The organism is Mucilaginibacter kameinonensis (assembly GCF_003675385.1).
GTDB lineage: Bacteria > Bacteroidota > Bacteroidia > Sphingobacteriales > Sphingobacteriaceae > Mucilaginibacter > Mucilaginibacter kameinonensis.
Map to the genome: position 1 here is coordinate 1,256,925 of NZ_RCWZ01000001.1, position 24,734 is coordinate 1,281,658.

The window sequence follows — 24,734 nt, forward strand, 5'->3', positions numbered from 1 at the left end:
TATTACTTACTCAGGACTTTTCACTTCTGACTTAAGACTTAGAGCTTAAGACTCTCGACTTATTGATATTGGATATAAATCGGGTATGGTTTGTACCTTGATAAAACCTCCTCAGGGGTTAACATGTGGTGAGGTGGTTTTTTGATATCATTTTTGTAGAACAATTTAAAGCCTGTAAACTGCACCGGCTCCTGGTTAATGAAGTAGCGGTAAGTACCGGTTTTCAGGTCTGGTTCGCCCCAGCCGTCCATGTTCATTACCAACTGAATTTCCGGGTGTAATTTGATGCTCTTGTAGTTGGTCACCATTTTTTTAGTAAAACGGTGCACTATCAGGATTTTTGGCGGTAAGCCGTTTTTCTTAACGATTTTGGCAAGGTAATCTGATACATAGTTAATATCATCAGCATCATAAGTACCTATCTTTTTGCCCGGATGGGTTCCGTCTTTCATCGAAAACTCTGGGTCCATACCAAAATGTACCTGTGGCAATTCAAGGTATTTTTCAAGTAATGGCAACTCAGCACGGATATTACTTAAAGCAACCTGCACATCTAAGAAAACGATAGCATGTGCTTTTTTAGCCAACACCAATACACTGTCAATTTGCTTAAATGGCATACGGTAGCGGAACTTGCCGTCTTTACCACCATCGCCTTGTGCAACTACCGCAATGTAATGCAATGCAGGCTGAACAGGAGTTTTAGGATCGGCTTTCTCCCAGTGTTTTACTTCGCCTTTTAATTTGGCAAGCATTTCGTTTGGAGGCAATTCGCCCAAAATGCCCATTCTTTTTGAGTATAAGTTACCGTAATAAGCAACCACACGTTTAAACGGCAAAATAGCGCCGCCAATTGGATAAGGCGTATTTTTAACAGGCCACCTGCCGGTAGTATCACCGTGCGCGTTGAATTTCATCAACGAATCGTACAGTTTTTTATCGATAGGAGGGTAGGTGGATTTTTTAACGCTTAAGGTATCTGCTGCTTCAGCCTGGGCCGAATCACCTTTAACTGCAGCGGCGGTTTTTTTACCGTCGGTTTTGGCACTGTTGCCATTTTGTGAGCAGCTGTTTAAAAGCAAAGCTGCCGACGCCATAAATGTAGCGGATAGTACAAGCGTTTTTAATTTCATTTTTTTAACGTTCAATATAATGCAGGTGTATGTAAGGCGTGTTTAATTAAATTAATTCCCAGCCACTTATATAGCAGCAATTGTGTTGGTTCGGTTGCGGCCAAAGATAGATATTGGAAATTAATTACTTTTAATTTTATGAAACTTTCCAAAAACCCCTAAAGGCAGTTTTGGCCCGGCTGTGGCCTGCAGGTAAAGCTCGCCAATTTCGAGGTTTTGCACCTGCGGGAACGAACTTTTAATGAGGTTTTCAACTATTACAGATGAGAAGCCAAGGGAGTAAGTATTCAGGATCAGGAAGTGCTCTTCAGGGTCGAGCAATTGGGTTACGTCACGCATCATTTCCGTGATGTTATCTTCCAGTTTCCATTTCTCGCCATTAGGGCCGTTGCCGTAAGCAGGCGGATCGAGGATGATGCCGTTATATTTTTTGCCACGTTTTAATTCGCGTTTAACAAACTTCAAAGCATCTTCAACTACCCAGCGTATATCTTTAAGGCCTGAGATTTCCTGGTTTTCATTGGCCCAGGTTACCACTTGTTTTATCGAATCAACGTGGGTGGTATCGGCACCCGCCGCCCTTCCAATTAAGGAAGCACCGCCAGTATAGGCAAACAGGTTAAGTACTTTGGGCTCGGGTGTTTTAAAGCGTTTTACATTTTGGCTGATATAATCCCAGTTTACAGCCTGTTCGGGGAAGATCCCCACATGCTTAAACGAGGTAAGGCCCAGCCTGAATTTAATGGCAGCTTCTTTATTTTTGTATTCGATATGCCAGCGGTCGGGAGTTTTAAGATCTTTTTTTACCCACTCGCCGGTAGTTGCCGAGCGGCCTTTAAATTTAATATGGTGTAAACGCTGCCATTCAGAAGCGGGCAGGGTTTTGTTCCAAACCGCCTGTGGTTCAGGGCGGATTAATATGGTGTTCCCAAAGCGTTCCAGCTTTTCAAAATCGCCGCAATCAATCAGTTCGTAATCTTTCCAGTGCGTTGGGGTAAGTAGTTGGATCATTCTTATTCAGTTTGCAGTATGCTGTTGGCAGTTTGCACGCCCCAGTCAATAAATTGGTTGCAAATATAGTTATTATAAATACATGCAGATAACTCTGCACATACTGCTTACTGCCACTGAAAACTGCCAACTATAAAGAGGCCTTCGCTGCCCGCATAAACGGACTGGCAAATACAAAGTTGTTAAGTTCTTTGTTATCGGTTTTGGCTATTTCTTTATTTGAGCCTTCCCACCATTTTTTGCCCTGGTGCAGGAAAATAATATGATCACCAATACCCATTACCGAGTTCATATCGTGAGTTACTACTACGGTTGTAATGCTGTATTCCTGTGTAAGCTCGGAAATCAGTTCATCTATCAGGATAGACGTTACCGGGTCGAGGCCTGAGTTAGGTTCATCAACAAATAAATATTTAGGCTGCATGGAAATGGCGCGGGCAATACCAACACGCTTTTTCATACCGCCAGATAATTCGGAAGGGTATAATTTATTTTTACCTGCAAGGTTAACCCGTTCCAGGCAAAAGTTGGCACGGTCTTGCTTTTCACTTTTTGATTGATCTGTAAACAGGTTAAGCGGAAACATGATATTTTGCTCAACAGTCATGGAGTCAAAAAGCGCCGAGTTTTGGAACAGCATACCTATTTGAGTACGGATAGGTACACGTTGCTCAAAATTCATGTGCGTAAAATTCTCGCCGTCAAAAATCACCTCTCCCTTAGTTGGTTCATGCAGGCCTACTATACACTTAAGTAAAGTGGTTTTACCGGAACCGGAACCGCCGATGATCAGATTGTTTTTTCCGGGCTGGAAAGTTGCGGTGATACCCTTCAGTACTTCGTTTTCACCAAAGGTTTTATATACGTCTTGTATTTCGATCATAGTAACAGGCGTGAAATGATAAGGTCACAGAATAGGATCATGATACAGCTCCACACAACTCCGCGTGTTGCCGATTGGCCAACCTCAAGTGATCCGCCGTTAACATAAAAACCCTGGTACGAGCATATTGATGTAATCACAAAGCCAAAAGATATGGCTTTAACGGCGCAAACCGTCGCGATTACAGGGTTAAATCCATCAGTAAGCCCTCTGAGGTAATCATTGGTTGATACATCATTTGAAGCCCAGCAGGCAATATAGCCACCGGTTAACCCTAATCCTACAGATACGATAACCAGCAAAGGGATCATGGTAACTCCTGCAATAATTTTTGGTGATATCAAATATCCCGGCGCATTTACGCCCATGATCTCCAGCGCGTCTATCTGTTCGGTAACGCGCATGGTACCAATTTGCGATGCCATGGCCGAACCTACACGGCCGGCCAGTACCAGTGCCGATATGGTTGGACTAAATTCCAGTATGGTTGAATCGCGGGTAATGCCGCCTACTACTGTTTTCGGGATGAAATCGCTGATAAGCTGGAAGGCGGTCTGGATGGTAGCTACCGCGCCAATAAAAAGCGAAATGATAGCAACAATGCCCAGAGAGCCAATACCCACCGAAACCATCTCTCGCATGATCTCGGCCCAGTATACACTGAATTTTTCGGGTTTCCTGAAACTTAAACGCAGTAAGAGTATATATTTTCCTAAGCTATGAAACATGCAGATGTATAAAAAATCGGTTAAAAATACGCTTTTTACCTTTAAGCCTAAATGGTCAGGTGTTAAAACAAGTCATTTAAATTCAATTTTATAAGCGCTTCAATTATTCTGCTTACGTAAATTGCGGGCATAAAGCTTCAGTAACTATAAAAATTAATTTAAACAATATGAAAAACGTACTCATCACCGGTTCAACTAAAGGCATGGGCCGCTCAATCGCAATTGCTTTTGCTAATGAAGGATTAAACGTGGCAATTTGTTCGCGGAATGAGCAAGAATTATTAACTTTTAAAGATGAGTTAGAACAAATTGATCCGGGAGTGAAGGTTTTTGCTATGAAAGCCGATGGCAGCAAAAAGGCTGAATTGTTCAGATTTGCCGCCGCGGCCGAGGCTGAGTTCGGTTTTATTGACGTTGTGGTTAATAATCTGGGAACGTATATCCATTCAAGTATATTGGATGATACCGAGGATACCCTCCAGATCCAAATGAATACTAACCTGATGCCCGCCTATGAGCTATACCGTTATTTTGGCAGAACCATGGCAAATGCGGGTAAAGGGCACTTCTTTAATATATGTTCGGTAGCTGCTATAAATCCTGTACCACAAGCCGGTAGTTATACTGTAACAAAATATGCGCTGTTAGGTCTAACAAGAGTAATGAGGCTCGAGATGCAGGAGCATGGTGTAAAAGTTACCGCCGTAATACCCGGATCAACGTTAACGGATTCATGGAAAGACGCGGTGGTGGATAAAGATACCATGGTGCTGCCCGAAGACATAGCATCGGCAATCATCAATATTTACAGGATGAGCACCGGGGCCAATGTTGACGAAATCATCATCAAACCTGCGCCGGGCCAGTTATGATAAATCAACTTTAAACATAAACGAACATAAATTATGGAAAAGAAACTTCATCGCGATGAACACCGAAAGGTAATAGGCGGTGTTTGCGCGGGCCTTGCCGAGCATTTCGGCACGGACGTAGCAGTTATCAGGGCGATATTTTTAGTAACGCTTATTTTGAAAGGCTTTAGCTTACCTATATATATAGTATTGTGGATAGTGCTGCCAAAAAAAGGCTACAATTTTACGCCGGGTGTTGACTATAGGGTGCCACCACAGGATAATCCTTTTATGAATGATCCTAAATTTGGCGGCCAGCCTTTTAATCCTCCGCCATTTGTAAATCCGCCTAAAAAACAGGCTTCAACAGTGGGTCTGATATTTGGCGTGGCCATGATCCTTTTGGGTTCGGTGTTCCTGCTTAACGAGCTTGACCTGATGCCCGATTGGGATTTTGAAAACCTTTGGCCTGTAATGCTGGTAGGTGCCGGCATAGCACTTATTGTTTCCGGAGCAAAGAAACAGCCCTGGGAAAAACAAAACTGGCATGCTAACGAGGTAACTGATGTTCCAGAGGCAGAACCTACTAAAGACGAGACAGAAACTAAAGATACACCTCCAACTATATAATATTATGAAAAGCGATAAACTTGTGCCAGGTGCTATCCTGGTGTTGTTGGGAGTAGTATTCCTGCTGGATAACTTCCACGTAATAAATTTCGACTGGATGAACATCCTGTACCTGTGGCCTATATTTTTAATTATGGGCGGTATCAGCCTGGTGTTTGCGGGCAACCGGTCGCCGTTGGCTACTATCCTGAAACTTGCGGTAGTAATTGGCTGCTTTGCCCTGCTGGTATTTGGCAACTTTGGTAAACGCTACCACTTTTGGCCAAACGCCTGGACCTTTCACAGCGACGATTATAATGATGATAACGACGATGACGACAGTGATACCACTAACACCGACCAGGGTGTAGTAAAAATTGGCGGCGATAAAACTTTTAGGGAAACATATTCTGCCGATATTAAGCATGCGCGCCTTAACATCAGCGGTGGTGGTACCATATATAATTTAGCCGACAGTACTGCCGATTTATTCAGTGCCCAAACGCAGGAGCTTTACGGTAAATATACTTTTAACCACAGTAAAGATGATTCGGTATATGTGCTTAACCTTAATTTGAAGAATAATAAAGGTTTTCATTTCGATTCAAACGATCGTAAAAATAATAAAGCCGACATCAAACTAAACACAAATCCGGTGTGGGATATTGACGTAACTACAGGTGCTACAGATTTAAATTTTGATCTTTCGAAATTCAAAATAAAAACCTTATCTTTAAAGGGCGGAGCAGCATCATTTGATGTGAAGCTCGGAGCCCCTGTTGGAAGCACAAATGTAGAGGTTTCAACCGGTGCATCTGAGGTTATTATAAGCGTTCCGAAAGACGCTGCCTGCCGTATCACATCCAATACCGGCCTCTCTTCAAATGAGTTTGCAGGCTTTAGTAAAAAGAGTGATAACGACTACGAAACCGATGGCTTTGATGCCGCTAAAAACAGGATCCTGATACACATGAGTGGCGGTATCTCTGATTTTAAAGTAAACCGATATTAACCTAAATCCTGAGTAAAAAGATACCGGGACATAATACAACAATAATGAATTGCCATCCGCTCCATCAATTTGATGGAGCGTTTTTTTTGTACCATATTGTAGCGGCGATTCAGGTTTTTGTCATTTAAGATAAGGCAGGGGTGAAAAAGTGTTAAATTGAAAACCTTTGGAACAAAAAATAAGTTTAATTTACAGCACAAATAATCTACTATGAAATACCAATACCTTATATTATCTGCATTACTATTTTTAGCCTGTACTGTAAACGCCCAGACCACTGTAAAGGGCACCGTTGTTGAATCGGGCAAGAACAACAAATTGGGCGATGTTTTTGTGCGCGACAACCAGAACAGGCAAATGACGCTTACCGATAGTAAAGGTAATTTCAGCATCCGCACCGAAACGGGACATACACTGGTATTCAGTTCTCCGGGATATGTATCAGATACCTTATATGTTACCGATTTTACCAACAAGAAAATAGAACTGGTTGCCCAGACCATCGCGTTGAGGCAGGTTAACATCAGCGCCAAACGTGAAGCATTTGATGCACATAAAGAATATCCGGAAGTATACACCCGTGCCAAAGTGTATCCGCTGTCGCCTACCTCGTGGTTTAGCAAGGAAGCCAAGGATGCCCGCCGTTTGAAAAAATATTTTAAGCATGAAGAGGAAGAACGTCATGTTGACGAAGTATTCACCATGAACTACGTGCAAAGCATTATCCCGCTGCGCGGCCAGGAACTGGAGAATTTCATGACCCTTTACAGGCCATCATACGCGTTCATCAAAAACAACAACGGACCTTCGCTGGCAGTTTACATCAACGATTCGTATAAAAAATACCAGGCTTTACCTGCGGATAAACGTACTTTGCCCGATTTGAAAGAATAGTTTTTGGGCGCTGCTTGATTCAAAAAAGCTAATACATTATTGAAAGCGTCATTGCGAGGTACGAAGCAATCCCAAACTATACAGAGAGGCTCTGCTGATCGGGGATTGCTTCGTACCTCGCAATGACGTTTTTTGTTAATGGCTCAATCAATCAGCCCAAACGCTGATATCGTTATTGATGATCTTTTGATAAAGCAGTTCGATCTGGCTTTTCAGGATACGGTCTTCTGATAGTGGGGGCAGGTTATCGATATCAAAATACTGCACATCCAGCACGTCAAAACCTTTATTGATCTTGGTAGTAACAGCTTTGCAGTAAAATACCATTTTATATACATAAAAAGGCTGCGGTGGGTGTGGGTGCATTTTTTTATCAAATACAGCCAGTAACCTGTCGGTAGTTACCTGCAGACCGGTTTCTTCCCAAAACTCTTTAATAATGGTTTCTTTGGGCGTATAGCCAATATCGCCCCAACCGCCTGGTAATGACCATTTGCCATCACCACTTTCACGGGCCAGCAGGATCTTATTATCCGGCGAAAGCAGGATACCCCTTAAATCAACTTTGGCGGTAGGGTAATCTGCAGCTTGTGGAACAACAGGTTAATGGTTTCGGTGCCGTAGCCGCTAACCTCCTCAAACATTTTAGTGCTTAGGTGCTGCAGTTCCTGGTAGCGTTCAATATCATATTCGTTTTTGGCGTACAACAGGCCGGTATCAGCAACAGAACGTAGTTGGGTTATGAGGGAAAGTAGATTGGTGTTGGGCATAAAGTATGATCAAATTATGTGATTGTGAGGAGGAACGACGAAGCAATCGCACGGATGCAGAGCAACTCTGTGCAGTTCGCGATTGCCACGCTACGCAATAACATGGGGGTATAATTCCGAAATCAAACTATCCTCTGCCTAAAAGCTCGTCAAGTTTGTTGCGTTCGGTTTGGAGTTCGCGGGCAAGTTTCTTTTCTTTTTCGTTGGCTTTGGCCTTGAAGGCTTTGTATTCTTCGTCAAGCTCTTCGTAAAGTTTGATGCGGTATTTGGCTTCACGGCTATGCGCACCTGAGCGGGCTATTACTATAACGGCAACAACACCAAAAACAATAACCAAACCCCACATCACCAGGTTGTAGGTTGCCTTGGTAAACGGAATACCCAGCAGGCTGATCTCATCGCGCTTAGCATTTGATTCGTTCAGGGCCTGTTCTTTGTTATTGGCATCTGATTTAAGGTTTTCAACATTTTTACCCTGTTCGGCAAGACTGGCTTTTGCTTCTTTAAGTTGACGTCGCTCGGTATTAAGGGTATCTTTCATGTTTTTCCACAGGGCGGCAACCAATGGTTGCTGATAGTGGTATAATTTGCTGAGCAGATATTGATACTGGCCATTAAGGCTTTTATCTTTTTGCAGGGCCGAGTCGGCAGCTGTTGCCCTTGGCTGTGCGTAATAAGTAGGCCTTGCAGATGCCGGAGGCGTTACTGCCGGATTTTTAAGCGCTGCCGGGCTCGATTTTACAATGGGCGGAATAGCATTAGGCTTTAAAGTAGCGGGTTTCTTTTTGGCAGTAGTGTCCTGAGCAAAGGTTGCTGTAACACTGCCCGTTATCATCGCTATTAAAACCGTTATCGTAAGTAGTAAATGCTTGTTCATCAAGTGTAAAATTAGGTATATGCTATTAACAAAACAGGATATATACGGTTTTTATTATATACATACTGCTATTTTGAGGCTAAAATAAGCTTTCGTACGTAATTAACCTACTCATAGTTATATTAGCGGCATGAATATAGGTATTATTGGTTTGGGCGATATGGGCCGTCTGTACGCGAAGGCTTTCGCCAAAGCAGGTTACACAGTTTCGGGCTGCGACCTGCCCGCCAACCGCGAAAAACTTGAAGCAGAACTCGCGCCTTTTGGCATTACTGTTATGGATCATGGCAGCGATGTGGCGCGGATCAACGACCTGATTATCTATTCGGTTGAGGCCGAAAGTATGGAGCGTGTAGTGGCCGAATTTGGCCCTTCAACCAAGTACGGCGCCATTGTAGCCGGGCAAACTTCGGTTAAACACCCTGAGATTGCCACCTTTGAAAAACACCTGCCTGCCGACGCCCAGATAGTTACTTTTCATGGTATGCACGGCCCCGGTTTTGAACCCGCGGGGCAAACGCTGATTCTGATCCCGCACCGCTCAACACCCGATGCTTACCAACGGATGTATGATTTGTTTACGGCTATTGGCAGCAACATAGTTGAAATTGCTGATTACCACGAGCACGACCGTATCGTTGCCGATACGCAGGCGGTAACCCATGTTGGTTTTGAAAGCATGGGCACAGCCTGGAAATCTGCCGGATTTTTTCCCTGGGAAAATGCCTCATATATAGGTGGTATTGATAATGTCAAGATCCTGACCACCCTGCGTATATTCAGCTACAAGGCACACGTTTACGCCGGGTTGGCTATTCTTAACCCTTATGCCCGTCAGCAGGTGAAGCGTTATGCCGAATCGGAATCGGAATTGTTTAAGCTGATGATCAAAGAGGAAGCTGACGCGTTTAAGCAGCGCCTTTACCGTGCGCGCGATTTTGTGTTCCACGAAAGCCGCAAACCTATTATGCTCAATGATACGGTGATGAAGGAGTTTTCGCTCTCGCAACATGCCGATCATCAAAAGCCAAACTCGCACCTGAGTATCCTGAGCATGGTTGATGCCTGGTACCATCTTGGTGTTAACCCGTATGATAACCTCATTTGCCAAACCCCGCCTTTCCGCCTGCGTTTAGGTATTGCCGAATACCTTTTTAAGAACGAAGAACTGCTGGAAGAATCATTGGAAACTGCCCTGTATGATAAAACCATCCGTGGCGATGATCTGGAATTCCATTCGGCGGTAAGGGAATGGTCGGCCATTATTGGGTATGGCGATATGGAGGGTTATAAAAAACACTTTAATGATACCCAGGCTTTTTTCAGCCACCGGCTTGAAGAGGGGAAAGCCCAAAGTGCGGAGCTGATCCGCAGGTTGATGATGGAATAATTTTGATTTGGGATTTCGGATGTTGGATTTCGGATTGATTATCAAGTGTTCAATTTTTTAAAGTGTGAACACTTGTTGTTTTTTTGATTTTTATTGTTGTTGATAGTCAGCCGTTTATGAAATTTGCAAAAGCGTTTATTCGCTGTTGTGAACGTGTGGTTGTTGATAGCCAGTTTGTTATGAAATTACTTACTCAAAAGTTGAACACCCTGTTTTTTGAAAATTGAACACTGACAGCATGGTGTCAGTAAATAGCCAATAACGCAAGGCTGGTTAAGCTGGAAGCTTAACTTATTTTAGGACGAAGTTACGCTATCGCTAAACTTCGACCGGTGGAAGAATATGAAGATTACTGACTATTTATTTTGTTAATAAGCTCTTCGCAAAGAATTGTCAATGTTTCAATTCTTTTTAACTCCGTCAATGTTGTAAGGGATATCCCTCTCAAAAACTCATGTTGATATCCCAGTTCACCAATTGCTTGGGTTGCGAAGTTTTGTTCTGCAGAGCCAACTGGTAAGCTAATTATGGCGAGATTATGAATTGATAAATTAAGATTATTTAAGCTTTCTTGATTTAAAAAATCAGTTTCCAAAAGTGTTTTAGAATCTAAAATTTTTTTTATAACATCATGAGAAACTTCATAGCCATTTCTGCCGTTAGCCTTGCCAATTAAATTTATCATTACTCCAAGCAATTTTGCGTCTATTTCAGCCTTTGCGCTTTCTTTTAGTCTTACTTCAGCTCGCAGGTTTAGACGATATGCCAGAATTCCAATTATTGAACTTGTAGATATCGTTAATAAAGTTATAGCAGTTGATATCGGGATTAGCAACTCTTTTAAAAGGTGGATATCCATAAACGTGTTTAGCGTGATTATTACTTTGAGTGTCGTTATTGTGGCTTGTTTACTGGTGAAGACAAGCCAAATTATTGTTGCTTCATAAATTATTTATTCCAAGTAATTCATAGTCTGTATTTTCATTTCCCGTTATAAATTTGGTTTTTACTTCCTTTAAGTGAATCTTACATTCCTTATTCAAAAACTCTTGATCGAATTGTATAAGTTCATCCTCCCCAAGCTCTTCACTAATAAAACCTGAAATTTTATTGCCATCGAAATCCTGCGCTTCAAATTTTCCAGAATCAAGAAGTATTCCTCTGAAAATGCCTTCAATAAAAACTTCACTTTCGACGTCTACAGTTGCAGAAACACGATCATAGGCGTCCTTAACATCAAGTGCAGACAATTCCAGTGATAGATCACCTGATTCCATTTTAAGAAAGGAGTGCTCGTCAGCTATTTCCTTTAAGAATTTTTTCAAATTTGTAAGATTTCTTTTAGGAACCCTTTTAATCGCCTCTTCGAAAGTTACATCACTTTCAGATGTGTTTTTGACCAAACCCATAATTTGTTGCATAGCATGGGCTACATCATGCTCAGCAAATAAATCTTCACTTTCTAATTTACTTAATTCTACTCCAAATGATCCGATGGGCAAGGAAGTAATAAACAATTCTGTACTGATACTTCGCTTAGCTTGCCCCCGTTTTGCGACGTTTCCAAAACGTACCAAAGCGGATTGGGTTTTAATCATTTCTTGGAAAGGTTTTACTGTTTTACCAACAAAAGATGATTTGATTCCCAATGATCCTCTAATTGCGCTACCGCTGAATAAGAGTCGGATTTTAGGTTCGATCATTTCTTTTGGGAATCGTTCAAGTTGTGCTTTTAGAGCAATAAGTTTTTCACGCAAGCTATCGGCCATTGCGGGATGGTCTTTAACCAATTCAAAAAGTCTTTCAGTGTCGACAATTTGAGCCTTGATACTTTCTATAATTCTAAATGAACTCATACTGCTAATTCATTTAAATAGTCAAGCGCATTTTGGTCAAAGTTGTTTGTGTTAAGTGGTATATGTAAAATTCCTTTCCAAATACCATCTCTATTATGTGTAAATAACTGTACCCAATATCTCGTCATTTCAATCGTTACTACCGGGGAGTAGGAAAAGTCTACAATGTAGTGATCCAATTGATAATTTTCTTTAGACAAAGTAGGACTTGAAAACTCAGGAAAGATTTGTTTAATATCCTTGTATTGAGGACTATCAATGCCGCTATAGAAAGTTACTAAATCCAAATCCTGAGGGTCTCGTTTTCCACTTATTTCAATGTTTTCTAAAAAGCTTCCATCAAGCCATTGAAATCCGTTTAAAATTCCAGTTTTAGTCAGCTGTTGTCTAAACGCTACAAAGCCTTTCAATATTTCAATCCTCTTTTGAGATGTAGCGAAATGCTCACAGAATTCTAAAATAGTACATTCATAAGGAGATAAATGACTTGGATGTGTTGGATTACCTAAATGAGGTGGTAACACATTATTGTGATTAAAGTTAGGTATAGGACACATGAAGTACCTTGTAATTTTTAGATTTGACTTACTAACTTACTGTTATTTCCAATAATTCGCAATAGGTGTTTTCACTGGATTATATATTCTTTAATACTGAAGTTACCGCTCGACCGATCTTGTTATTATTGAGAGTGATAATTTATTCCCCTATCCAAATCTCCCCATAATACCTTATATTAGAGTAAATTTTCTTAACCAATCAATTATAGCCTCCCGGTTCCTCATTTCTCATTTAAAATAGCCGAAGATGAAAAAGGTATCGCTGTTATTCGTATTTCCTGTAGTGTTATTTGCTACGTATTTGTTCGCGTTTCAGGGTAAAAGAACGGCGGTGCCGCGTGCCATAAAATCTTCAACGCCGGTAATGTGCGGATCGGGTATAGTGGGAGAGGTGGATACAACCAGGAATGGCAAATTTATCCAACGCCTGCCCGGGTGGGGACATCACAGCTATGCGATAACTACCGGTAACGACAGTGCCCGGTTTTATTTTAACCAGGGTTTAACCATGTACTATAGTTACCACATGAAAGAGGCCTTTGCTTCATTTAAAGAGGCATCGCGTTTTGATCCTTCGGCTGCCATGACCTATTGGGGACAGGCCTTAAGCCTGGGGCCTTATTATAATGCGGGTGGTCCTTATGTTGCACCCGCAGGTTTACCGGCTGTTTTAAAACAAATGAATGCCACTGCCGGGAATGCTCCTGAAAAAGAGAAGGCGTTAATCGAGGTGATGAACCAGCGCTACCCGGATGCTGGTACTAAGGCCAGCGACAACGAAGCCTATGCCCAGGGCATGAAAAAGCTGATGCAGACCTACCAAGCCGATGCCGACCTTAAAATGCTATACATTGATGCTGTAATGCTTATTCATCCCTGGGATTTTTGGGTGCCCGATGGTACCGACAAACCGTGGACAGCCGAACTGGTTACGCTGTGCAGAGGCGTTTTGACTACCAATCCCGATCACCCCGCGGCGCTGCATTATTATATCCACTTAACCGAGGCTTCCCGTAACCCCGGTGTCGCGCTGGCCAATGCGGGGGCTTTAAAAAAGCTGTTCCCCGGTATAGGGCACATGGTACATATGTCCAGCCATGTATACCAGCGTAATGGCTTGTATTTTCAGGGGGTAGATGCCAATGAAAAAGCTGCCAAATGCATTGTTGTGTATTCGGACATGGAGAAAAACTTAAAGCTCACAAAAATCAACTCGCACTTTTACGCGGTTGAAACGCTTTGCGCCTTTAACGGCGCCATGTACGGGCGTGGGATGGAAGCTGCACAACGCTGCCGCAATGCGGTAAAACCTTCGGCCGGGGATACTTACGCGCAATATCTTTACATGATGCCTGTGATTACCATGGTGCGCCTTGGCAAATGGCATGAGTTGCTGAACGATAGCGTCGGCCCCAACACCCAATGGGCCTATGCCCGTGTGCTGTACCATTTTTCGCGTGGATTGGCTTTTCTTTATACCGGCAAGCAGGATTCGGCAGTTGCCCAGTTGGCATTATTGCGCAGCCGGTTGGATGAACCATCGCTGAAACAGCGGCATATCCCATTTAATACTGCTTTGGATGGTGCAACCGTTGCCGAAAATATACTGGATGGTGCCATTTTGCTTGGTCGGAATAAGTTTGATGACGGTATGGCCGCGTTTAAAAAAGCAATCGCGGTTGAAGATAACATGATCTACTCTGAACCTGCCGAATGGCCACTTCCGGCGCGGCAATTTATGGGAGCTTATCTCCTTAAAACAGATTACAACCCGCAGGCCGAACAGGTTTATCGCGAAGACCTGGAACGTAACCCGGGCAACGGCTGGTCGATGCTGGGGATGTATCAGAGTTTAAAAGCACAAAACCGAACAGATAAGTTATCCTACTACAAGGCTGGCTTCACCCGCTCATTTTCGCATGCCGATGAGGCGCCAACAAGTTCGGTAGTTACAAACTGATAAAATGAGGCTGCTGAAAGGGCGCTGTTAAATGTGGTTAATATGATATATTAGCTTTGTGAATTAACAGAAGGCCTTGTCATGAACCAAATTGTTAGCCGGATTAAATTTTTATTTATTCCTTTTTTGCCTATAGCAGTACTGGCTATAAGTACTTACTCGTTTTTATTCTGGTTAATATGTGTCAGGCTCAAAATCCTCAACCTCAGGGATGATATTGGCAGTCCGATGGTGCTTATGCTCGTGTTTGTTTTAGCATTGCTCCTGCCTCGTTTTAAACGCTTTAGCAATACAAGCCCAGCTTTAATGTCAAGTTTGTTTATGGCCTGGGGAGCTATGGTTGCGCCGTGTATCCCCATTCAAAGTTATATTAAGGCTGTAACTGCAAAGCTCATAGTACTTGACCATGTAAGCCAGTTTAATGACTATCCACCTGATTATTATTATCAGCTAAAGAATTTTTATATCGATAAGCAGTTTACCCGTTTTAAAACAACGGTTAAGGTTAGCGGTAAGCGTCATGATTATCTCGCTATTAATATTTTCGCGGTGACTCCGCTTTTTGACAATAGCGGAGCAGCAGGGATTGCGAATACCGAAAAGTCAGGAATAGCCTGGCTGGGGGCCGAATACCCTGCGGTTATAGACAACAAGTCGCCGCAGCCTGAAAAAGATGAACAATATAGGGCAGCAATTGAGGAGGGCAAGCTGAATTTACAAAATAAAAATCTTTATGATTTTAAATACCTTGTCAGGCTTGAGCCAGCTGAAAGCGAAAACTACATCGCGGCGGTGCGTTCAAAGGATAGTTTAAATGACGCACAACCTGTGATTTTTTTACCAACCGATATTTCGCTTGACGATGTCAGAAAGGACAAACTGTTTTCGGTGTTTTTGGCATTTGGGTTAGGCAGTTTAGTGTTTTTGATAGCGCTTATTATAACACCTAAAAAATAAATCGGGTTAGGTTTCACCGGGCAAATAAACCTTATTTAAAAGCGGGTTTGCGTATCCGGCTCCTCACTTTATAAAAGGTTAACGCAAAAAGTTTCAATAAATTTCGCTTAAAAAAATATACTTCAAAAAGCTGTTTTAAGTACAAACGGGCATATACATTTGGTTAATAAACCTCATTTATCCCAATATTTTATGATCCCGGAAAACAAAAAAGCAGCTGTTAGCCACGCCTTACAGGTAACTTTTGGCGTACATGAATTTGATGACCTTCGTGAGCTCACCGCGGGGCTCTCCTCGGCGCTGGTTTTTAAAATGACAGTGCTCGGCAAGCCGTATTTGCTCCGTATCATTACCCGTACTGATGCCATGGCCGATCCGGCAAATGAGTATGCCTGTATGAAAGCGGCAGCCGATGTCGGGATAGCACCTTATGTTTGGTATACCAGTGTGGGCGACAGGATTGCAATTACGGATTTTATCGCAGCCAAGCCTTTTGAACTGAATGACGCTAAAGTAAAAATCCCGGCCTTGCTCAGGAAATTGCACGCGTTACCGCCTTTTCCGTTCCGGATGGATTATATTGATAAAATAGGGGAGTTTATTGAAAAATTTCAGACGGCCGAAATAATGCCTGCTGATATGACTGCCAGCGTTTTTGATCTTTATAAAAAAATCAAAGACATATACCCTCGAAATGCTGAAGACCTGGTAGCCTGTCACAATGATCTTAAACCCGAAAATACATTATTTGATGGCGAAAGGGTATGGCTGGTTGACTGGGAAGCCGCCTTTTTGAACGACCGTTATGTTGACCTGGCTATTGCCGCTAATTTCGTAGTCAGAAGCGACGAAGATGAGGCCGCTTTTTTAAAAGCATATTTTGGTGAGGAAGCAAGCGAGTATCAGCAAGCCCGCTTTTTTTTAATGAGGCAGTTACTGCATCTGTTTTACTTCATTGTGTTTATGCTGGTGGGTAAAACGCAGGACAGGATAATTGATTTTAACATGCCCAAACCCGGATTCAGGGAGTTCCATGACCGGATCTGGGCAGGCGAGATCAGTCTGGCGGAGATGGATGCCAGGCTGCAGTATGCCCTTTTACACCGAGATCAATTGCTTGATAATATGCAAACGAAGCGGCTTAAAGATTCGTTAGAGCTTATGTCGCGGGCTCAATAAAATAATAGCATTTTATGCTGTAGTGATAAACAGCGTTTTCTAAATTAGATAATGCCGGCGATAGTCCATGATAATTGCCGGTAAATTGTAGCAGATCTTAAAAAATTTCCCCGGCCCCTCGTCAGTTTTACGCCGCGAACCCGGCAGTGCTGATGCAACCGCTTCAAAACCGACCTAAAAAGTCAAAAAATTAAAGCGGCTAATGCTTAGCGACATACCTTTCAAACATATGTTAAAACGTGGATGCAAAAATTATAAAAAAATAACTTACTAACTATTTGATAATTAATACAAAGTTTCTATCTTTGCCGTCCCTTTCGGGGGAGAAATATGCCTTGAACGAAGCCCTACTGCTTCGATGGGCACAAAAACAATTAAAAAAATGTCAGGAATTATTGGTAAAAAAGTAGGAATGACCAGCATTTTCGACGAGACAGGGAAGAACATTCCTTGTACAGTAATCGAAGCTGGCCCTTGCGTGGTAACACAAGTTAAGTCTGTGGATGCAGACGGGTACGCTGCTGTTCAGTTAGCGTATGGCGACAAAAAGGAAAAAAACACTTCTGCCCCTTTAAAAGGACACTTCCAGAAAGCCAACACCGCTCCAAAGCGTAAATTGGTTGAATTCAAAACTTTCGAAGATCAAAAATCATTAGGCGACACCGTTACTGTCGAGATTTTTGCTGCGGGAGATTTTGTTGATGTGGTAGGTACCTCAAAAGGTAAAGGTTTTCAGGGTGTGGTAAAACGTCACGGTTTTGGCGGTGTGGGTATGCAAACTCACGGTCAGCACAACCGTTTACGTGCGCCAGGTTCTTTGGGTGCGTCATCATGGCCATCACGTGTATTTAAAGGTATGCGCATGGCAGGTCAAACCGGAAACGCTCGCGTTAAAGTACAAAACCTTGAAGTAGTTAAGGTTTTCGCTGAGCAGAATCTGTTAGTAGTTAAAGGTTCCATCCCCGGAGCTAAGGGTTCATTCGTAATAGTGGATAAATAAGATGGAAGTTAACGTATTAAACGTATCAGGTAAACAAACAGGTGCCAAGGTGCAGCTTCCTGAGTCGATTTTCGGTATTGAGCCAAATGATCACGCTATCTATCTTGATGTTAAGCAATATCTTGCTAACCAACGTCAGGGTACACACAAATCAAAACAGCGTAATGAGATTGCAGGTTCAACCCGCAAGCTATATAAGCAAAAAGGTACAGGCGGTGCCCGTGCCGGTGGTATTAAATCACCATTATTTAACGGTGGTGGCCGTGTATTCGGCCCGCAACCACGCGATTACAGCTTCAAATTAAATAAAAAGCTTAAATCACTGGCCCGTAACTCTGCTTTATCATACAAAGCAAAAGATAACAACATTTTAGTGTTAGAGGATTTTAATTTTGATAGCATCAAAACTAAAAACTACATTAAGTTGGAGGCCGATTTGAATGTTACTAATGATAAAACATTATTAGTAGTAGCAGGCGCTGAAAATAACAATGTGTATTTATCAAGCAGAAACCTGAAAAAAAGCAAAGTAATTTCAGTTGAGCAGCTTAACACTTATGATGTGTTAAACGCTGGTAAACTGTTGCTTACTACAGGTGCTGTTAAAACTTTGGAGGAAGCATTAGCTAAGTAATTATGGAAATTTTAAAACAACCCCTACTTACTGAAAAAGTTACTCAGTTAACTGACAAGCTTAACCGTTATGCTTTCAAAGTTGATCACAGGGCTAACAAAATTCAGATTAAAAGTGCCATTGAGGCAATGTACGGTGTTAACGTTACAGCGGTAAACACCATGAAATACGTCGGCAAACTAAAAACTCGCAATACTAAAGCAGGCGCCGTTCAAGGCCGTTCAGCTACTTACAAGAAGGCGATCATTACGTTGAAGGACGGAGAAGTAATTGATTTTTACAGCAATATATAATTAAGACATGGCAGTAAAGAGATTTAAACCGGTTACCCCGGGCACCCGCTTCAGAGTTGATGTATCTAATTCAGATATCACAACAAACGTTCCTGAAAAATCGTTGGTTGTAGCATCTAACAAAAAATCGGGCGGTCGTAACAACAGCGGTAAAATGACTATGCGCTATTTAGGTGGTGGTCATAAACAAGCATACAGGATCATTGATTTCAAACGTAATAAATTTGACATCCCCGCAAAAGTTGCAACTATCGAGTATGATCCTAACCGTTCATCACGTATAGCATTATTGCATTTTGCTGATGGCGAAAAACGTTATATGATAGCACCGGAAGGCTTAACAGTTGGTACGGTAGTTTTATCTGGCGAGAGCGTTGCTCCTGAGGTTGGTAATACCCTTCCTTTGAAAAGCATCCCGTTAGGTTCTATCATCCACAATATTGAGTTAAACCCAGGTCAGGGCGGTGTTATTGCCCGCAGCGCTGGTACTTACGCTCAACTTTCAGCACGCGATGGTAAATATGCTATCATCAAATTGCCTTCAGGCGAAACACGTATGATCTTGTCAACTTGCTTGGCAACTATCGGTACCGTTTCAAATGGCGAGAGAGCAAACGCGGTGTTAGGTAAAGCAGGCCGTAACCGTTGGTTAGGCCGCAGGCCAAGGGTACGTGGTGTAGCTATGAACCCGGTAGATCACCCTATGGGTGGTGGTGAAGGCCGTGCCTCAGGTGGTCACCCACGTTCACGTAAAGGTTTATTGGCTAAAGGCTATAAAACTCGTGACAAGAAGAAAACATCGGATCGTTACATCATTGAAAGAAGGAAGAAATAATGGCTCGTTCAATAAAAAAAGGACCTTACATCGATCATAACTTAGATAAGAAAGTTATGGTGCTGAATGATGCAAATAAAAAATCAGTTGTAAAAACATGGTCACGTCGTTCCATGATCTCTCCTGATTTCGTTGGTCATACATTCGCTGTACACAACGGTAACAAGTTTATCCCTGTGTACGTAACAGAAAACATGGTTGGTCACAAGCTGGGAGAGTTTGCACCAACCCGTACATTCCGCGGACACGCAGAAAAGAAAAAATAACAGGCAATGGAAGCAACAACAAAAATTAAAAAGTCTGTACTAATCAGGCAACAAAAAGAAGCTGCTAAAGCTGTGATAGGTGGCGCTTCTGTTGCTAAGTTACAGGACTGCCCAACTTCACCACGTAAAATGCGTTTGGTGGTTGACTTGATCCGCGGTGAAAACGTTGAGAAAGCGTTATACATATTAAAATTTACTAACAAAGAAGCTGCTATTCGTGTAGAGAAACTTTTGTTATCAGCCATCAAAAACTGGGAAGCAAAAAACGAAGGCAAACGTGTTGAAGACAGCAACCTTTTTGTTAAGGAAGTATCTGTAGGCGGTGGCCGTCAGTTAAAAAGGTTACGCCCTGCTCCGCAAGGAAGGGGATACCGTATCCGCAAACGCTCAAACCACGTAACACTTGTTGTGGATAGTAAAAACGAAAACAATTAATTTGAAATGGGACAGAAAGCACATCCAATAGGTAACAGGTTAGGAATCATCAGAGGTTGGGATTCTAACTGGTTCGGTGGTAACAACTACTCCGACAAATTAGTTGAGGACGAAAAAATCCGCAAATACCTTTCAGCTCGTATTGCTAAAGGTGGTGTATCTAAAGTAGTTATCGAGCGTACTTTAAAACGCATTACCGTAACTATCCACACTGCCCGTCCGGGTATTGTGATCGGTAAAGGCGGTCAGGAAGTTGACAAGATCAAAGAAGAGTTGAAAAAACTTACTAAAAAGGAAGTTCAGATCAACATTTTCGAAATCAAACGTCCTGAGCTTGACGCACAATTAGTAGCAGAAGGCATTGCAAAACAATTAGAAGCACGTATCTCTTTCCGTCGTGCCATGAAAACCACAATTGCTGCAACCATGCGTATGGGTGCAGAAGGTATCAAGGTAATGACTTCAGGCCGTTTAGGTGGCGCTGAGATGGCACGTAGCGAGCAATATAAAGAAGGCAGGATTCCTTTGCACACTTTCCGTGCTGACATTGACTACGCATTAGCAGAAGCATTAACTACCTATGGTAAAATAGGTGTTAAAGTTTGGATCTGCAAAGGCGAGGTTTATGGCAAACGCGATCTTTCTCCAAACATTGGCGGTACCAGCAGCGCAAGCGGCAAAGGTGGCAGGCCAGAAGGCGGTGCGCCAGGCTTTGGTGGCCGTGGTAACGAAAGAGGCGGCGAGCGCGGCGGTGAGCGTCGTGGCGACAGGAAACCAGGTGGCGACCGCCGTGGTGGTGGTAACAACAGGCCAGGTGGAAACCGTCCGGGTGGACAAGGTGGAAACCGCCCAGGTGGCCCAGGTAAGAGATAATAATTAAAGTACAAGACAAATATCGAATAACGATATAAAAGCTTAAGAAAATGCTACAGCCAAAAAGAACGAAGTTCAGAAAGATGCAAAAAGGCAGGATGAAAGGTTTAGCCACCCGTGGTGCTGAACTTTCATTCGGATCTTTTGGTGTTAAATCACTCGAAGCGGCATGGATCACCAGCCGTCAGATCGAGGCTGCACGTATCGCTGTAACACGTTTTATGAAACGTGAAGGACAGGTTTGGATCAGGATATTTCCTGACAAACCTGTAACCAAGAAACCTGCAGAGGTACGTATGGGTAAAGGTAAAGGTGCTCCTGAATACTGGGTTGCGGTAGTACGCCCCGGAAGGATCATTTTTGAAGCCGAAGGTGTGCCTTTGGAAGTTGCTAAAGAGGCTTTACGCCTTGCAGCACAGAAATTACCAGTGCAAACTAAATTTATTGTACGTAGGGATTACGTAGAAGCATAAATTGAGGAGTTAGTTGAAAAGTTGTAAAGTTTTAATGTTGTGAAGTTGATGCCGAATTTCACCCATCATTAATAAAACGATACAACGTTTAAACTTGCCAACAGACAACAAATAACAAAGAAAAATGAAGAACTCAGAAATTTTGGGCCTATCAACTGAAGAGATTGTTGCTAAAATCAGCGAGGAAAGGGCTACCCTTACCAAATTGAAATTTGCTCACGCAGTTTCAGCTATTGAGAACCCGTCCCGTATAACCAAAGTACGCAAAGGAATTGCTCAGTTAAATACTGAATTAACAAAACGTAAAGCGGCGGCCGCTTCTGAAAAGAATTAATTTTTTAAACATTAGTAAAAATGGAAAGAAATTTAAGAAAAACACGTACCGGCCTTGTAGTAAGCAATAAGATGGAAAAATCTATTGTTGTGGCCGTTGAGCGTAAGGTGAAACACCCTATCTATGGTAAATTCGTAAAGAAAACTACCAAATTCAAGGCTCATGATGAAAACAATACTTGTGGCGTAGGCGATACAGTATTGATCATGGAAACCCGCCCGCTGAGCAAAACCAAAAACTGGCGATTAGTTGAAATTTTAGAAAGGGCTAAATAAGATGGTACAACAGGAATCAAGATTAACAGTAGCCGACAATAGCGGCGCTAAAGAAGTTTTAGTGATCCGTGTGTTGGGTGGTACCGGCAAAAGGTATGCATCAATCGGCGATAAAATTGTGGTTACCGTAAAAAGCGCTTTACCATCAGGTAACGTGAAAAAAGGTACCGTATCAAAGGCCGTAGTTGTGCGCACTAAAAAAGAGATCCGCAGAAAAGACGGTTCATATATCCGTTTCGACGATAACGCAGCTGTGTTGTTAAACAACCAGGACGAGCCAAGAGGTACACGTATCTTTGGCCCTGTTGCAAGGGAACTGCGCGAGAAACAATTTATGAAAATTGTATCATTAGCACCGGAGGTATTGTAACATGGAAAAGAAAGTAAAATTAAAGATCCGTAAAGGCGACCTGGTTAAAGTTATCGCCGGCGATTCAAAAGGATCACAAGGCAAAATCGTTGAGGTTTTGGTAGATAAAAACAGGGCTATTGTTGAAGGTGCCAATATGGTATCTAAACATACTAAACCTAATGCTGCTAACCCTAACGGCGGAATTGTTAAACAAGAAGCTGCTATACATATTTCAAACCTAATGCTGGTTGATCCTAAAACAGGTAATACAACCCGTGTTGGCCGTAAAAAGAACGAAGCCGGCAAATTAGTAAGGGTAGCAAAAAAATCAGGGGAGGAAATTAAGTAATGACTTACGTACCAAGATTAAAATCAAAATACAAGGAAGAAATCCGCACCGCACTGAAAGATAAATTTCAGTACAAAAGCGTAATGCAGGTTCCTAAATTGCAGAAAATTGCCATTAACCAGGGTGTAGGTGGTGCTACTACCGACAAGAAATTGATCGAAAACACCATCACTGAGTTAACTACCATTACTGGTCAGCAGGCAGTATCTTCAAAATCTAAAAAAGATATCTCAAACTTTAAATTGCGTAAAAATATGCCGGTTGGTGTACGTGTTACCCTGCGTGACAACACAATGTATGAGTTTTTGGATCGTTTAATCGCTGTTGCCCTGCCACGTATCCGTGACTTCAAAGGCATCAACGATAAAGGTTTTGACGGAAGAGGCAACTATACATTAGGTATTACTGAGCAAATTATCTTCCCTGAGATAAATATTGATAAAATCAATAAAATCCAAGGTATGGATATTACCTTTGTAACCTCCGCAACAAACGATGTTGAAGCATTGGAGTTGTTGAAACAATTTGGTTTACCATTTAAAAATCAAAATAGCAATGGCTAAAGAAGGTGTAAAAGCACGTGAAGTAAAGCGCGCAAAATTAGTAGCTAAATACGCTGAAAAAAGAGCTGCTTTAAAAGAAGCTGGCGATTACGCTGCTTTAGATAAATTACCAAAAGCATCATCACCGGTAAAATTGCACAACCGTTGCAAATTAACCGGCCGCCCTCGTGGTTATATGCGTCAGTTTGGCATTTCACGTGTTACATTCCGTGAAATGGCTCTTGAAGGCAAGATCCCGGGAGTGAAAAAAGCAAGCTGGTAAGCAGCTAAATATTTAGAGATTAGAGATTTGAGGTTAGTGATTAGGTTCGCTAACCTCTTATCTCTAATCTCTAATCTCATGAATTAACCGATGGAAGGTCGTTAGGGATGTTACCTAAAGGAAACCACCATCATAACACAATAAAATGAATACAGATCCAATCGCAGATTATCTTACAAGAGTAAGGAATGCTATTAAAGCCAACCACCGGGTTGTTGAAATTCCTGCATCAAATCTGAAGAAGGAAATCACTAAGGTGCTTTTCGACAAAGGTTACATTGCAAATTACAAGTTTGAGGAAAACGGTCCTCAGGGCACTATCAAAGTTGCTTTGAAATACCACCCGATAACTAAAATTTCTGCTATCCGCAGCATTTCGCGCATCAGCAAACCAGGTTTGAGGAAATACGCAGGTATGGAAAACATGCCACGTGTACTAAATGGTTTAGGTATCGCCATCCTGTCAACTTCTAAAGGCGTTATGTCTGATAAAGAAGCTCGTCAGCAAAATGTTGGTGGTGAGGTTTTATGCTACGTTTATTAATCGAAGAAATTTAAGCAATGTCAAGAGTAGGAAAAGCACCGATAGCACTGCCACAAGGAGTAACCGTTACAGTTGCAGCAGATAATGTTGTTACCGTAAAAGGTCCTAAAGGCCAGTTGCAACAGGCAATTGATAGCGATATCACTATTGCACAGGAAGACGGTCAGTTACTGGTTCAACGCCCGTCTGATCAAAAACGTCACAAAGCGTTACATGGTTTATACCGCGCGCTTTTAAATAACATGGTAATTGGTGTAACCGAAGGTTACAAAGTAACCCAGGAATTAGTGGGTGTAGGTTACCGTGCTACCAATACAGGCAATACATTAGATTTAGTGTTGGGTTTCTCTCACCACTATGTATTTGAATTGCCACAAGAAATTAAAGTTACAACCACTGCTGATAAGGGTAAAAACCCAACCATCATCCTTGAGTCAATTGACAAACAGTTAATTGGTCAGGTAGCAGCTAAAATCCGTTCATTACGTGCTCCAGAGCCTTACAAAGGTAAAGGTATCAAGTTCCAGGGCGAGATTTTAAGAAGAAAAGCAGGTAAATCAGCATCTAAAAAATAAT

The 24,734-nt window shown here is 42.2% G+C and carries 34 protein-coding genes; 24 read left to right on the forward strand and 10 right to left on the reverse strand.

Annotation, left to right across the window (positions count from 1 at the left end; all coding sequences use genetic code 11):
• Positions 1–59 precede the first annotated feature (59 nt).
• The 4 genes from EAH55_RS05645 to EAH55_RS05660 form a co-directional block, all read right to left on the reverse strand.
• Positions 60–1,133 (reverse strand): DUF4148 domain-containing protein, encoded by a 1,074-nt coding sequence (locus EAH55_RS05645; RefSeq protein ID WP_121808796.1) that lies wholly within the window; start codon positions 1,131–1,133, stop codon positions 60–62.
• A gap of 120 nt (positions 1,134–1,253) precedes the next feature.
• Entirely contained in the window at positions 1,254–2,144 is an 891-nt protein-coding gene (locus EAH55_RS05650) for a class I SAM-dependent methyltransferase (protein ID WP_121808797.1), read from the reverse strand.
• Between the two features lie 130 nt (positions 2,145–2,274).
• Positions 2,275–3,027, reverse strand: a complete 753-nt coding sequence (locus EAH55_RS05655) for an ABC transporter ATP-binding protein (RefSeq protein WP_121808798.1) — start codon at positions 3,025–3,027, stop codon at positions 2,275–2,277.
• Positions 3,024–3,755 carry an MlaE family ABC transporter permease gene (locus tag EAH55_RS05660; protein WP_112574530.1) on the reverse strand — a complete coding sequence of 244 codons (732 nt, stop codon included), beginning with the start codon at positions 3,753–3,755 and terminating at the stop codon, positions 3,024–3,026. The genes EAH55_RS05655 and EAH55_RS05660 overlap by 4 nt, the downstream gene beginning before the upstream one ends.
• Positions 3,756–3,922: 167 nt before the next feature.
• On the opposite strand from EAH55_RS05660, the gene EAH55_RS05665 reads away from it, so the two are divergent.
• From EAH55_RS05665 to EAH55_RS05680, 4 genes are all read left to right on the forward strand, one after another.
• Positions 3,923–4,627: an SDR family oxidoreductase gene (locus tag EAH55_RS05665; RefSeq protein ID WP_121808799.1), complete on the forward strand. Its 705-nt coding sequence runs from the start codon at positions 3,923–3,925 to the stop codon at positions 4,625–4,627.
• Positions 4,628–4,660: 33 nt separating this feature from the next.
• Entirely contained in the window at positions 4,661–5,236 is a 576-nt protein-coding gene (locus EAH55_RS05670; RefSeq protein ID WP_114939998.1) for a PspC domain-containing protein, read from the forward strand.
• Between the two features lie 4 nt (positions 5,237–5,240).
• Positions 5,241–6,227, forward strand: a complete 987-nt coding sequence (locus EAH55_RS05675) for a LiaI-LiaF-like domain-containing protein (RefSeq protein WP_121808800.1) — start codon at positions 5,241–5,243, stop codon at positions 6,225–6,227.
• Between the two features lie 210 nt (positions 6,228–6,437).
• The gene (locus EAH55_RS05680) at positions 6,438–7,121 is read left to right on the forward strand and encodes a carboxypeptidase-like regulatory domain-containing protein (protein ID WP_114940000.1); all 684 of its coding nucleotides are present in this window, start codon (positions 6,438–6,440) and stop codon (positions 7,119–7,121) included.
• A gap of 147 nt (positions 7,122–7,268) precedes the next feature.
• Here the strand turns inward: EAH55_RS05680 and EAH55_RS31135 are convergent, their stop codons facing one another.
• The 3 genes from EAH55_RS31135 to EAH55_RS05690 all read right to left on the reverse strand — a co-directional run bounded on the left by EAH55_RS31135 (position 7,269) and on the right by EAH55_RS05690 (position 8,768).
• Positions 7,269–7,670, reverse strand: coding sequence for an NUDIX domain-containing protein (locus EAH55_RS31135; protein WP_208644810.1), 402 nt, complete (start codon positions 7,668–7,670; stop codon positions 7,269–7,271).
• A gap of 5 nt (positions 7,671–7,675) precedes the next feature.
• Positions 7,676–7,891, reverse strand: a complete 216-nt coding sequence (locus EAH55_RS31140; RefSeq protein ID WP_208644796.1) for an NUDIX hydrolase N-terminal domain-containing protein — start codon at positions 7,889–7,891, stop codon at positions 7,676–7,678.
• A gap of 127 nt (positions 7,892–8,018) precedes the next feature.
• On the reverse strand, positions 8,019–8,768 hold the full coding sequence (locus EAH55_RS05690) for a hypothetical protein (RefSeq protein WP_162996753.1): 750 nt from the start codon (positions 8,766–8,768) through the stop codon (positions 8,019–8,021).
• Positions 8,769–8,898: 130 nt separating this feature from the next.
• On the opposite strand from EAH55_RS05690, the gene EAH55_RS05695 reads away from it, so the two are divergent.
• Positions 8,899–10,158, forward strand: a complete 1,260-nt coding sequence (locus EAH55_RS05695) for a prephenate dehydrogenase (RefSeq protein WP_112574523.1) — start codon at positions 8,899–8,901, stop codon at positions 10,156–10,158.
• A 349-nt stretch (positions 10,159–10,507) separates the two neighbouring features.
• Here EAH55_RS05695 and EAH55_RS05700 read toward each other — a convergent pair whose 3' ends face one another.
• The 3 genes from EAH55_RS05700 to EAH55_RS05710 form a co-directional block, all read right to left on the reverse strand.
• Positions 10,508–11,017, reverse strand: a complete 510-nt coding sequence (locus EAH55_RS05700) for a hypothetical protein (RefSeq protein ID WP_121808802.1) — start codon at positions 11,015–11,017, stop codon at positions 10,508–10,510.
• Between the two features lie 82 nt (positions 11,018–11,099).
• Complete coding sequence (locus tag EAH55_RS05705; RefSeq protein WP_121808803.1) at positions 11,100–12,014, reverse strand: hypothetical protein; 915 nt, start codon at positions 12,012–12,014, stop codon at positions 11,100–11,102.
• The gene (locus EAH55_RS05710) at positions 12,011–12,571 is read right to left on the reverse strand and encodes a DUF6932 family protein (RefSeq protein WP_121808804.1); all 561 of its coding nucleotides are present in this window, start codon (positions 12,569–12,571) and stop codon (positions 12,011–12,013) included. The genes EAH55_RS05705 and EAH55_RS05710 overlap by 4 nt, the downstream gene beginning before the upstream one ends.
• Positions 12,572–12,821: 250 nt before the next feature.
• Between EAH55_RS05710 and EAH55_RS05715 the strand changes: the two genes are divergently transcribed.
• From EAH55_RS05715 to rplF, 19 genes are all read left to right on the forward strand, one after another.
• Complete coding sequence (locus EAH55_RS05715; RefSeq protein ID WP_121808805.1) at positions 12,822–14,534, forward strand: tetratricopeptide repeat protein; 1,713 nt, start codon at positions 12,822–12,824, stop codon at positions 14,532–14,534.
• 81 nt (positions 14,535–14,615) lie between these two features.
• A complete protein-coding gene (locus EAH55_RS05720) occupies positions 14,616–15,491 on the forward strand; it encodes a hypothetical protein (RefSeq protein WP_121808806.1) in 876 nt (291 codons plus the stop codon).
• Positions 15,492–15,683: 192 nt separating this feature from the next.
• A complete protein-coding gene (locus tag EAH55_RS05725; RefSeq protein WP_121808807.1) occupies positions 15,684–16,670 on the forward strand; it encodes a phosphotransferase in 987 nt (328 codons plus the stop codon).
• A gap of 382 nt (positions 16,671–17,052) precedes the next feature.
• Positions 17,053–17,670: a 50S ribosomal protein L3 gene (rplC, locus tag EAH55_RS05730; protein WP_112574561.1), complete on the forward strand. Its 618-nt coding sequence runs from the start codon at positions 17,053–17,055 to the stop codon at positions 17,668–17,670.
• A 1-nt stretch (position 17,671) separates the two neighbouring features.
• Positions 17,672–18,304, forward strand: a complete 633-nt coding sequence (rplD, locus tag EAH55_RS05735) for a 50S ribosomal protein L4 (protein ID WP_114940009.1) — start codon at positions 17,672–17,674, stop codon at positions 18,302–18,304.
• 2 nt (positions 18,305–18,306) lie between these two features.
• Positions 18,307–18,597 carry a 50S ribosomal protein L23 gene (gene rplW / locus EAH55_RS05740; protein WP_090529282.1) on the forward strand — a complete coding sequence of 97 codons (291 nt, stop codon included), beginning with the start codon at positions 18,307–18,309 and terminating at the stop codon, positions 18,595–18,597.
• A 7-nt stretch (positions 18,598–18,604) separates the two neighbouring features.
• The gene (gene rplB / locus EAH55_RS05745) at positions 18,605–19,432 is read left to right on the forward strand and encodes a 50S ribosomal protein L2 (protein WP_112574514.1); all 828 of its coding nucleotides are present in this window, start codon (positions 18,605–18,607) and stop codon (positions 19,430–19,432) included.
• Entirely contained in the window at positions 19,432–19,698 is a 267-nt protein-coding gene (gene rpsS / locus EAH55_RS05750; protein ID WP_022832979.1) for a 30S ribosomal protein S19, read from the forward strand. The genes rplB and rpsS overlap by 1 nt, the downstream gene beginning before the upstream one ends.
• Before the next feature lie 6 nt (positions 19,699–19,704).
• Positions 19,705–20,133, forward strand: a complete 429-nt coding sequence (gene rplV, locus EAH55_RS05755) for a 50S ribosomal protein L22 (RefSeq protein WP_112574513.1) — start codon at positions 19,705–19,707, stop codon at positions 20,131–20,133.
• 6 nt (positions 20,134–20,139) lie between these two features.
• Complete coding sequence (gene rpsC / locus EAH55_RS05760; RefSeq protein ID WP_112574512.1) at positions 20,140–21,006, forward strand: 30S ribosomal protein S3; 867 nt, start codon at positions 20,140–20,142, stop codon at positions 21,004–21,006.
• Positions 21,007–21,056: 50 nt separating this feature from the next.
• Complete coding sequence (rplP, locus tag EAH55_RS05765) at positions 21,057–21,479, forward strand: 50S ribosomal protein L16 (protein ID WP_090529269.1); 423 nt, start codon at positions 21,057–21,059, stop codon at positions 21,477–21,479.
• A gap of 124 nt (positions 21,480–21,603) precedes the next feature.
• Positions 21,604–21,813: a 50S ribosomal protein L29 gene (gene rpmC, locus EAH55_RS05770; RefSeq protein WP_090529266.1), complete on the forward strand. Its 210-nt coding sequence runs from the start codon at positions 21,604–21,606 to the stop codon at positions 21,811–21,813.
• A gap of 20 nt (positions 21,814–21,833) precedes the next feature.
• Entirely contained in the window at positions 21,834–22,088 is a 255-nt protein-coding gene (gene rpsQ / locus EAH55_RS05775; protein ID WP_090529263.1) for a 30S ribosomal protein S17, read from the forward strand.
• A gap of 1 nt (position 22,089) precedes the next feature.
• Entirely contained in the window at positions 22,090–22,458 is a 369-nt protein-coding gene (gene rplN / locus EAH55_RS05780) for a 50S ribosomal protein L14 (protein WP_090529260.1), read from the forward strand.
• Position 22,459: 1 nt separating this feature from the next.
• Positions 22,460–22,789, forward strand: a complete 330-nt coding sequence (gene rplX, locus EAH55_RS05785) for a 50S ribosomal protein L24 (protein WP_112574511.1) — start codon at positions 22,460–22,462, stop codon at positions 22,787–22,789.
• Positions 22,789–23,352: a 50S ribosomal protein L5 gene (gene rplE / locus EAH55_RS05790; protein ID WP_112574510.1), complete on the forward strand. Its 564-nt coding sequence runs from the start codon at positions 22,789–22,791 to the stop codon at positions 23,350–23,352. The genes rplX and rplE overlap by 1 nt, the downstream gene beginning before the upstream one ends.
• Positions 23,345–23,614, forward strand: a complete 270-nt coding sequence (gene rpsN / locus EAH55_RS05795) for a 30S ribosomal protein S14 (RefSeq protein WP_090529250.1) — start codon at positions 23,345–23,347, stop codon at positions 23,612–23,614. Before rplE ends, rpsN begins: the two co-directional genes overlap by 8 nt.
• A gap of 145 nt (positions 23,615–23,759) precedes the next feature.
• The gene (gene rpsH, locus EAH55_RS05800) at positions 23,760–24,158 is read left to right on the forward strand and encodes a 30S ribosomal protein S8 (RefSeq protein ID WP_091215977.1); all 399 of its coding nucleotides are present in this window, start codon (positions 23,760–23,762) and stop codon (positions 24,156–24,158) included.
• Between the two features lie 17 nt (positions 24,159–24,175).
• Complete coding sequence (gene rplF, locus EAH55_RS05805; protein ID WP_091215980.1) at positions 24,176–24,733, forward strand: 50S ribosomal protein L6; 558 nt, start codon at positions 24,176–24,178, stop codon at positions 24,731–24,733.
• The last annotated feature ends 1 nt before the right edge of the window (position 24,734 follow it).